The organism is Catenibacterium sp. CAG:290 (assembly GCF_000437715.1).
GTDB lineage: Bacteria > Bacillota_I > Bacilli_A > Erysipelotrichales > Coprobacillaceae > Catenibacterium > Catenibacterium mitsuoka_A.
Genome location: NZ_FR898856.1, coordinates 3,130 through 12,192 on the forward strand (window position 1 = coordinate 3,130; position 9,063 = coordinate 12,192).

Consider the following 9,063-nt stretch of genomic DNA (forward strand, 5'->3'; position numbering starts at 1 on the left):
CCTACACGATTGCTTGTATGAGAATCAGTACCCACTGTAATTATTGTACCACCTAGTTCTTTATAACGCTTCACAATATCAAAATTAGGAAAACCACATGTCTTATTTAATGCATATCCTGATGTATTAACTTCAATACCCTTACCCTTTTGAATAAGTGTCTTTAAGATTTCATCAATAATATCCTGATATAATTCATGTTCTACACGTTTATCTTCATAAGGACCATAACGCATAATATAGTCTAAATGACCTAAACAGTTGAAACAGTCAAATGTCTGTACACATTTTAATGTTTCTTCAAAGAATTCTCTATGTGCTTCTTCTTTTGTTTTACCCTTGAAGAATTCTCCATAATAGAATTCTGTATGATGAATAACATGAATAGAACCAATAACATAATCAAAAGGACATTGTGCTACAAAAGCGTTGATTTCATCAATATGATCCATGTCTAATCCAACTTCTACACCAATCTTAATAGTAATACGGTCTACATATTCATTCTTCAAGGCACTCAGTTCCATAAAATAAGCATCTGTATCTAGATCAAATGTATCAATAGGATAATCAAAATCACGATGATCAGTAAAACATATTTCATCTAATCCCATTCTAATTGCCTGTTCAATATGTTCACGAGGACTTGCTTCACTATCACCGCTAAAATGTGTATGCATATGATAATCAATCTTACGCACTAAGTCCACGCTCCTTCTTATATTCCTCTAATACTTCTGTTTCAGAGAAATGGCGTGTCACTTCATCTTCACCTATCATATAAGTTTCATGACCTTTTCCAAGTAATAAAACAACATCACCCTTATGGGCCATATCTAATGCATGATAGATGGCTTCTTTACGATCAGGAATAATCGTATATTCACCATGATACTTATCAATACCCACTACGATGTCCTTGCAGATATCCACAATCTTTTCTCCTCTTGGGTTATCTGCAGTCAAGATAGAATAACCACCATGTTTTGCAACTACTTCACCAGATTCATATCGTCTTGTTTTAGAACGTTTTCCACCACTGCCATAAACTACAATTAACTTATTAGGATTGTATTGTTCTACAGTAGAAATAATACTTTCAAAAGAAACACCATTATGAGCATAGTCAATTAATACACTATAATCAGGTGAGACATGCATAACCTGTCCTCTACCTAATACATGAACCTGTGGTAATGTGTTTTGTATATCCTTTGTAGGGACATCAATTAAGTAACAGATCATGATTGCGACTAATGCATTATAAGCATTAAACTTACCTGGCATAGACGCTTTAAAAGAGGCATTAATTAATCCCTTTGTATCAAAGGTAATACCTAATTCACCATTCTCATTATAAAGTTCAATATGGAGAGCTTTAAGGTCACTGTCTTTTTCAATACTGTATGTTAATACTTTACAAGGAACATCCTTTGTAAACTCTTCAAAATGTTCATCATCCTTATTAAATAAACCAACCTGACAGAAATCAAATAAATGTTTCTTACATGCCATATATTCTGCAAAATCCTTATGTTCATTAGGTCCGATATGATCAGGTGAAATATTTGTAAAGACACCATAATCAAATTCAATACCAGCGACACGGTTCATCTTTAAAGCCTGACTTGATACTTCCATGACACAATATTCACAATCATGTTCTACCATCTTTCTCATGATACGCTGTAATTCATAAGATTCTGGTGTTGTATTGGCTGTAGGCTCATGGATATCTCCAATAAAAGTACCATTTGTCCCAATAATACCAACCTTCTTACCTGCATGTTCTAGAATAGACTTGATCATTAATGAAGAACTCGTCTTACCCTTTGTTCCTGTAATACCAACAACCTTTAATTCTTTACTAGGATAATTAAAATAAGCACAAGATAATAAAGCCAACGCAATACGTGTATCCTTGACTCTAATATAAGTCATACCATCTTTTAAAGGTACATCTTGAGAAATCACAATCGCATGGGCTCCCTTTTCAATCACCTGATCAATAAAATCATGTGCATTAAAAGCAGCACCAACCATACAGACAAATAAGCTGCCTTCTTCTACCTTACGTGAATCATAGACTAATGTTGTAATATCTACATCTTTATTTCCAATGATTTCATATTCAAAACCATTTAATAACTTTTCTAATTTCATACAAACACCTCTCTTACAAGATTATAACAAAAAAAAAGAGAGAATTAAATCTCTCCTCTTGTATGGAATACTTTTTTGTTGCCTGTCACCTTATGTCTTTCCTTTAATTTATCTAAAACATCATCTACAGTTAAACCATAGGCATTCATTAAGACTAATACATGATAATATAAATCACCGATTTCACCAATCAAATCTTCTTTAGATGTATTCTTAGCTGCAATAACTGTTTCAGTGGCTTCTTCTCCAACCTTCTTACAGATCTTATCAATACCTTCATTTAATAAGTAGTTTGTATAAGACTTTTCTACTGGATGTACTTTTCTATCTTCAATAAGATCATAAAGTTCATGCGCAAAATCACTATTGTCATAAGGAATCACTTCATTAAAGAAGCAAGAATAAGAACCTGTATGACAAGCAGCTCCGACTTGTTCTACATAAATAACGATTGTATCTAAATCACAATCTAAATAAAGACCTTTAATATGCTGGAAATGTCCTGATTCTTCACCTTTGTGCCATAGCTTATTTCTAGAACGTGAATAGAACCAAGTATCTCCTGTTTCTAACATCTTTTCATATGCTTCTTCATTTACATAAGCAAGCATTAATACTTGTTTAGTCTTAACATCCTGTACAATGGCAGGTACAAGACCATTCATTTTCTCAAAATCTGGTTTCATCACTTATTTCTCCTTACTGGAATACCTGCCTGTGCGCAGGACTCCTTAACTTCATCCACTGTAGCTTCACCAAAGTGGAATAAACTTGCAGCTAATGCAGCATCGCAGTCTGTTTCTTTAAAGACATCTACGATATCTTCTTTACCACCACAGCCACCACTTGCGATTACTGGAATATTGACTGCTGCCACTACTGCCTTCAACATATCGATATCAAATCCATCTCTTGTTCCATCCGCATCCATACTTGTAAGAAGTATTTCACCAGCACCAAGAGATTCACATTTCTTAACCCATTCTATTAAATCGAGTCCCGTATTTGTACGTCCACCTGCGACATAGACATCCCATCCAGAATGGTCTTCTCGTGCTTTCGCATCTACTGCCACAACAACACATTGAACACCAAACTCATCACTGGCTTCCTTAATAATATTTGGATTCTTGACTGCAGCTGAGTTAACAGATACCTTATCTGCACCTGCTGCAAGAATCATACGGAAGTCTTCAACTGTACGAATACCACCACCCACACATAGTGGAATAGAAAGTTCATCTGCACCTCTTTGAATAAGGTCCTTGATGATATCTCTATTTTCATAAGTGGCAGTAATGTCTAGAAAGACAACTTCATCTGCACTTTGACGGTCATATTCTTTTGCTAGTTCGATGGGGTCACCAACATCCTTCAGGCCAACGAAATTAACACCTTTTACAACCTTCCCATCTTTAATATCTAGACAGGGAATAATTCTTTTAGCCAGCATTTTCAATGACCTCCTTTAGATTAATACGCCCTTCATAGTATGCTTTACCTACAATACAAGCATAATAATCACGTTTATTGACTTCATAGACATCTTCATCATCTTTTACACCACCAGAGACTACAAAGTTAATCTTAGAATTAGCGTGTATTTCTTCATAAAGAGGGAAAGAAGCTCCTGTGAGAGTACCATCCTTGGAGATGTCCGTACATACTATATATTTCACACCTCTCTCTTCTAGTTGATGAATAAATGTCAAATAATCTACATCACTTGTTTCAAGCCAGCCGGCAATACTGACTTTTCTATCTCTTACATCTACTCCTACGACTATTCTTTCTGGTCCATACTTCTTTAATGCTTCATCAAGAAAAGCAGGATTCTTAATAGCAGCCGTACCAAGAATAACACGATCTACCCCAATCTCATCTAAATACATAGAGACTGTATCCATATCACGAATACCTCCTCCTAATTCCATTGGAATAGAAATAGAAGCACGTATTCTTTTAATTGTTTCTTTATTAGTTGCATGGGCATCTTTTGCACCATCTAGATCTACTACATGGAGATACTTTGCACCCATCTTCTCAAATTCTGCTGCTAGTTCTTCAGGATGTGATGAATAAACAACTTTCTTATTGTAATCGCCCTTATAAAGACGGACTGCTTCTCCATCTTTTAAATCAATGGCTGGAATAACTAACATATTACCAACTCCTTAAAGGCACGTAAAATCTTCTTACCAATCTCTCCACTCTTTTCAGGGTGGAACTGCGTACCCATGACATTATCTTTATATACAAAAGCAGTAATTTTCTTACCACCATAATTCACATAAGCTCCAATCTGGTCTTCTGGACAATGAGCACTATATGAATGTACAAAGTAGACATAATCGCCTTCTTCTACATACTTTAATAAAGGATGAGACTGTTTAATAACTAACTGGTTCCATCCCATATGTGGAAGTTTTGCATCGACTTCCATCTTATCGACAGAACCTTTTAAGAATCCTAATCCTTTTGTATGTCCATTCTCACTGCCTTCTTCAAATAAAAGCTGCATCCCAATACAAATACCAAGTATTGGTGTTCCCTTGTCCTTCACTTCATTAAGTACAGGTACGAGATGACACGCTTCTAAATTACTCATAGCTGCAGGAAATGCGCCAACACCTGGAAGAATAATGCCATCTGCCTGACGAATAACTTCAGGATCATTTGTGACAACTACATCCATACCCTGTCTTTTACAGGCATTTGTGACTGATCCTAGATTTCCTACATGATAATCAATAATCGCAATCATTTATAACACCCCTTTACTTGATACTACCTGCCCAATATGGGCTTCATCAATTGTGACAGCCTCCTTGATGGCACGTGCCATAGATTTAAATATTGCCTCTATAATATGATGTGTATTCTTGCCATAATGTTCATTAATATGTAAAGTCATGAAGCAGTTATAGGCAAATGCACGGAAGAATTCTTCTGTCATTTCTACTTCATAGTTACCTAGATGAATATTATCTAGTTCCACATTAAAAACTAAATAAGGACGTCCACTGAAATCTAAGTCAGTCGTCACAAGTGCTTCATCCATAGGAATAGTGAAATGACCATAACGAGTAATACCACGCTTATCACCTAAAGCTTTATTGAAGCACTGTCCTAAGACAATCCCTAAGTCTTCTACAGTATGATGAGAATCAACCTGTAAATCACCCTTACATCTTACCTTTAAATCAAAATTACCATGGAAAGCAAGAAGCTCAAGCATATGGTCCATGAACCCTACACCTGTATCCACATCTGCTTCTCCTTTACCATCAATATTTAAAGAAACATATACATATGTCTCTTTTGTCTGTCTTTCTATTTCTGCCTGTCGCATAAATTAATCCTCAAAACGCACCTTGATACTATTAGCATGTGCATCTAAACCTTCTAGATGTGCAAACTTCATAATATCATCTTTGAATGTACCAAGTACTGCCTGTGGATAATAGCTGAAAGCAGAATGCTTTACGAAATCATAAACACCTAACGCACTATAGAACTTAGCAGTACCACCTGTTGGTAATACATGGTTTGTACCGCTCATATAGTCACCTAATGGTTCTGGTGTATACTCACCTAAGAATATAGAACCAGCGTTCTTGATATTTGGTAATTGTTCTAATGGGTTATCTACTAATACTTCTAAATGTTCAGGCGCAATCTTATTAGATAAGTTAATACCTTCCTTGATACTATCTACAATAACAGCACCACCATAGTTATTTAATGAAGACTTGATGATATCTTTACGAGGTAAATCTTCTACCTGTCTCTTTAATTCTTCATCTACATTCTTTACTAATTCTTTTGAAGTTGTAATAAGAATCGCACTGGCAAGCTTATCATGTTCAGCCTGGCTCATTAAGTCAGCTGCGATATATTTAGGATTTGCGTTCTCATCAGCGACAATAAGAATTTCACTAGGTCCAGCAATCATATCAATATCAACGACTCCATAACATAACTTCTTGGCAGTTGCGACAAAGATATTACCTGGACCCACAATCTTATCTGCCTTCGTAATTGTATCAGTTCCATAAGCAGCAGCGGCAACCCCCTGTGCTCCACCACATTTATAAATCTTAGTGATACCCGCTACATAAGCAGCAGCTAAAATAACATCAGAAACCTTACCATCCTTCTTTACTGGTGTAATAATATAAAGATCTTCTACACCTGCAAGCTTTGCAGGTACAGCATTCATCATAACAGTAGAAGGATAAGTAGCCGTTCCACCTGGTACATATAAAGCCACTGTTGCGATTGGACGCACTAATTGTCCCATGACAACACCATTATCCTTATACATAGTCCATGATTTTTCAATCTGGTTCTTATGATATTCAGTGATCTGATCCTTTGTGCGTTCTAGAATCTTCATGAATTCAGGCCCTACATTAGTAATAGCATCCATGATTTCCTGTTTAGAAACGATGAAATCATCCTTTCTAGAGACATGGAAACCATCAAACTTAGCACAGTATTCTTTTAATGCATCATCCCCATTTTCACGTACATTATTAATGATTTCACTGACTGCCTTATTGACTTCTTCAGATATTTCAGTTTTTCTTGTATGAAGTTTATTTTCTAGTTCTTCATAGTTTCCTTTATAAATCAATTCTTTTAACACTTTAATGATCCCCCTTCTTTAGTGCATCTACTAGTTTGAATATTTCATCCTTCTTATATTTCAAAGCCACTTTATTCACAACCATTCTTGTAGAAATATCTGAAATCTTTTCAATCACTTCAAGACCATTGGCCTTAAGTGTAGATCCTGTTTCTACAATATCTACAATCGCATCAGATAAACCAACAACAGGTCCCAACTCTACAGAACCTTCCAGTTTAATAATTTCTACATCCTCCTGTTTAGATGCGAAATATTCTTTTGCGGTCTTTGTATATTTAGAAGTAATACGTTTACGACGATTAAATGTCTTTGTGCGGTATTCTGGATAAGCCGCTAACGCAAAATAACATTTAGCAATCTCTAAATCTAATAACTCATAATAATCATCAAAATCAGATTCATCCAAAGTATCCTTACCGACAAATCCAACATCCACAATACCGTGTTCTAGGAAAGTCAATACATCATTTGCTTTCGCAAAGATCATTGAAATACCATCTTTTGTCTCTATTAATAACTCACGATTTTTATTAAAAATAGGATCCATATCAAAGCCCTGCTGTTGTAATAACTTACATACCTGCTTTTCTATTCTTCCTTTAGTAATCGCAATCTTAATCATTGGCTTCATTCTCCTTTCCTATTGCATCCAATACATTATTTAAATGATATGAGAATCCAATAGAAGGTACGTTCTTATAGAAATGATCAAACAAATGGTCATAACGTCCTCCCTGGAGAATTGGATGGGCACTATAATAAGAGAATCCCTTCATCATAATACCTGTATAATAACTTCTTTCAGGTACCATACATAAATCAAAGATAATATTCTCTTTATGCTTAGAGAACTCATATAATGATTCCATCTCTTCAATAGCCTCTAGAAGTTCATCATCCTTCACAATCTCTTTCACTTCTCTTAAACACTTAATATCCCCAAAAGTACTAGGAAGAATTAATAAGAGTTTATTTAAATCTTCGTCAAAATCATGTGCTTCTACTAAATGTTTCATATCAGAACTTTTCTTTTTCTTTAAGATATCAGTAAGAGAACGATCCATTACAAGAGCCATTAAACGCTTATAGAACTTTGCAGAACCAAGTTCTAGTTTTAAATCACTTAAACCAATATTCTGCATTGTTTCTTCAATTAGTGATAAGCATTCCTGATCTCCCTCACGACCTGGAAGACCAAACAACTCAATACCACCCTGGAACAATTCAGAACTTCTACCTTTATGTCGTGCCTGGGTACGATATACCTTACCAAAATAACTATAACGTCTTACTTCATCTGTATGAGCATTACTATAGATACGTGCAATAGGTACAGTAAAGTCAGTTCTTAAAGTGATACGCTTTCCTTCATGGTTAATGAACTGAAACATTGTTTCTTCATTTGTTCCAAAACCACTTAACAAATCTGCATATTCAAATGTAGGTAATAATAACTCCTGGTATTCATGTGCATTAAATGTTTTTCTTAAATGTTCTTCAATTGTACGCATTAAAGAAGCGTCCATTCTAGTTGCATCATTACTTTCTTCAGGAATCAGATATTTAAATTCTTCCAAAGTTATGTCCCCCTTATATATAAAAAGGAACAGGTCCAATGACCTGTTCCTTTATGTCATTGTTTCGTGTCCGTTTTTTTTTGAGTTGTATGTCAAAACGGGCTGTATCTAATTGATATAACCCTAACTAGAACCACGATGGTGATGGTGTAAATTGTTGCCAAAAATTGTGTTTTTCATAAATATTCACCTCAGTTTTTAATATACTACCACATTTTATTTATAAAAAAAAGTATTTTAGTGAAGTTTTATATATAGTTATTGATAAATCATTTGCCTATTTACTGTAAAAAAAACACCCTTAGGGGTGTTATCTCTTAATTCTAAATGGAGAAGCTGGAATACCTTCTACACTTTCTATTTCTACTTTAGGATTATCATCATTCGCATAAGCTAACATATGATAATTCTGAACTGGTATAATAAGCTTTCTATTTTTAATATGCCCTATACAGGCATGTCCATCTACAATTAAATGAACATCATTTTCTTTCATATCCTGATCATATGTCAAAGTCTCTTCATCTAATATAGGTGTAACTGGTGTATTCTTTTCATAAAGATAATGAGCCACACTATAAGCCAGACGTTTTCCTACTTCCTCTTTACTTGCTGGATGAATATAATCTGGATCACCTGTTTTAAGCGTCGTAACAAGATATGTATCTT

General features: G+C 34.9%; 11 protein-coding genes. All 11 read right to left on the reverse strand.

Annotated elements, in window-relative coordinates; translation table 11 throughout:
* Positions 1-701: histidinol-phosphatase HisJ family protein (locus tag QVO42_RS08345; protein WP_288164155.1), on the reverse strand; the 701-nt coding region annotated here is incomplete at its 3' end.
* Positions 694-2,163, reverse strand: coding sequence for a UDP-N-acetylmuramoyl-L-alanyl-D-glutamate--2,6-diaminopimelate ligase (locus tag QVO42_RS08350; RefSeq protein WP_022425663.1), 1,470 nt, complete (start codon positions 2,161-2,163; stop codon positions 694-696). The genes QVO42_RS08345 and QVO42_RS08350, both read right to left, overlap by 8 nt.
* Positions 2,164-2,207: 44 nt before the next feature.
* On the reverse strand, positions 2,208-2,849 hold the full coding sequence (gene hisIE / locus QVO42_RS08355; protein WP_022425664.1) for a bifunctional phosphoribosyl-AMP cyclohydrolase/phosphoribosyl-ATP diphosphatase HisIE: 642 nt from the start codon (positions 2,847-2,849) through the stop codon (positions 2,208-2,210).
* Positions 2,849-3,616: an imidazole glycerol phosphate synthase subunit HisF gene (gene hisF, locus QVO42_RS08360; RefSeq protein WP_022425665.1), complete on the reverse strand. Its 768-nt coding sequence runs from the start codon at positions 3,614-3,616 to the stop codon at positions 2,849-2,851. Before hisF ends, hisIE begins: the two co-directional genes overlap by 1 nt.
* Entirely contained in the window at positions 3,606-4,325 is a 720-nt protein-coding gene (hisA, locus tag QVO42_RS08365; protein ID WP_022425666.1) for a 1-(5-phosphoribosyl)-5-[(5-phosphoribosylamino)methylideneamino]imidazole-4-carboxamide isomerase, read from the reverse strand. The genes hisF and hisA overlap by 11 nt, the downstream gene beginning before the upstream one ends.
* Positions 4,319-4,927 carry an imidazole glycerol phosphate synthase subunit HisH gene (gene hisH, locus QVO42_RS08370; protein WP_022425667.1) on the reverse strand — a complete coding sequence of 203 codons (609 nt, stop codon included), beginning with the start codon at positions 4,925-4,927 and terminating at the stop codon, positions 4,319-4,321. Before hisH ends, hisA begins: the two co-directional genes overlap by 7 nt.
* Positions 4,928-5,515, reverse strand: coding sequence for an imidazoleglycerol-phosphate dehydratase HisB (gene hisB, locus QVO42_RS08375; RefSeq protein WP_022425668.1), 588 nt, complete (start codon positions 5,513-5,515; stop codon positions 4,928-4,930).
* A 3-nt stretch (positions 5,516-5,518) separates the two neighbouring features.
* Positions 5,519-6,814 (reverse strand): histidinol dehydrogenase, encoded by a 1,296-nt coding sequence (gene hisD / locus QVO42_RS08380; protein ID WP_022425669.1) that lies wholly within the window; start codon positions 6,812-6,814, stop codon positions 5,519-5,521.
* A gap of 1 nt (position 6,815) precedes the next feature.
* Entirely contained in the window at positions 6,816-7,439 is a 624-nt protein-coding gene (hisG, locus tag QVO42_RS08385; RefSeq protein WP_022425670.1) for an ATP phosphoribosyltransferase, read from the reverse strand.
* Positions 7,432-8,394 carry an ATP phosphoribosyltransferase regulatory subunit gene (locus tag QVO42_RS08390; protein ID WP_022425671.1) on the reverse strand — a complete coding sequence of 321 codons (963 nt, stop codon included), beginning with the start codon at positions 8,392-8,394 and terminating at the stop codon, positions 7,432-7,434. Before QVO42_RS08390 ends, hisG begins: the two co-directional genes overlap by 8 nt.
* Before the next feature lie 310 nt (positions 8,395-8,704).
* Positions 8,705-9,063: hypothetical protein (locus QVO42_RS08395; protein ID WP_288164161.1), on the reverse strand; the 359-nt coding region annotated here is incomplete at its 5' end.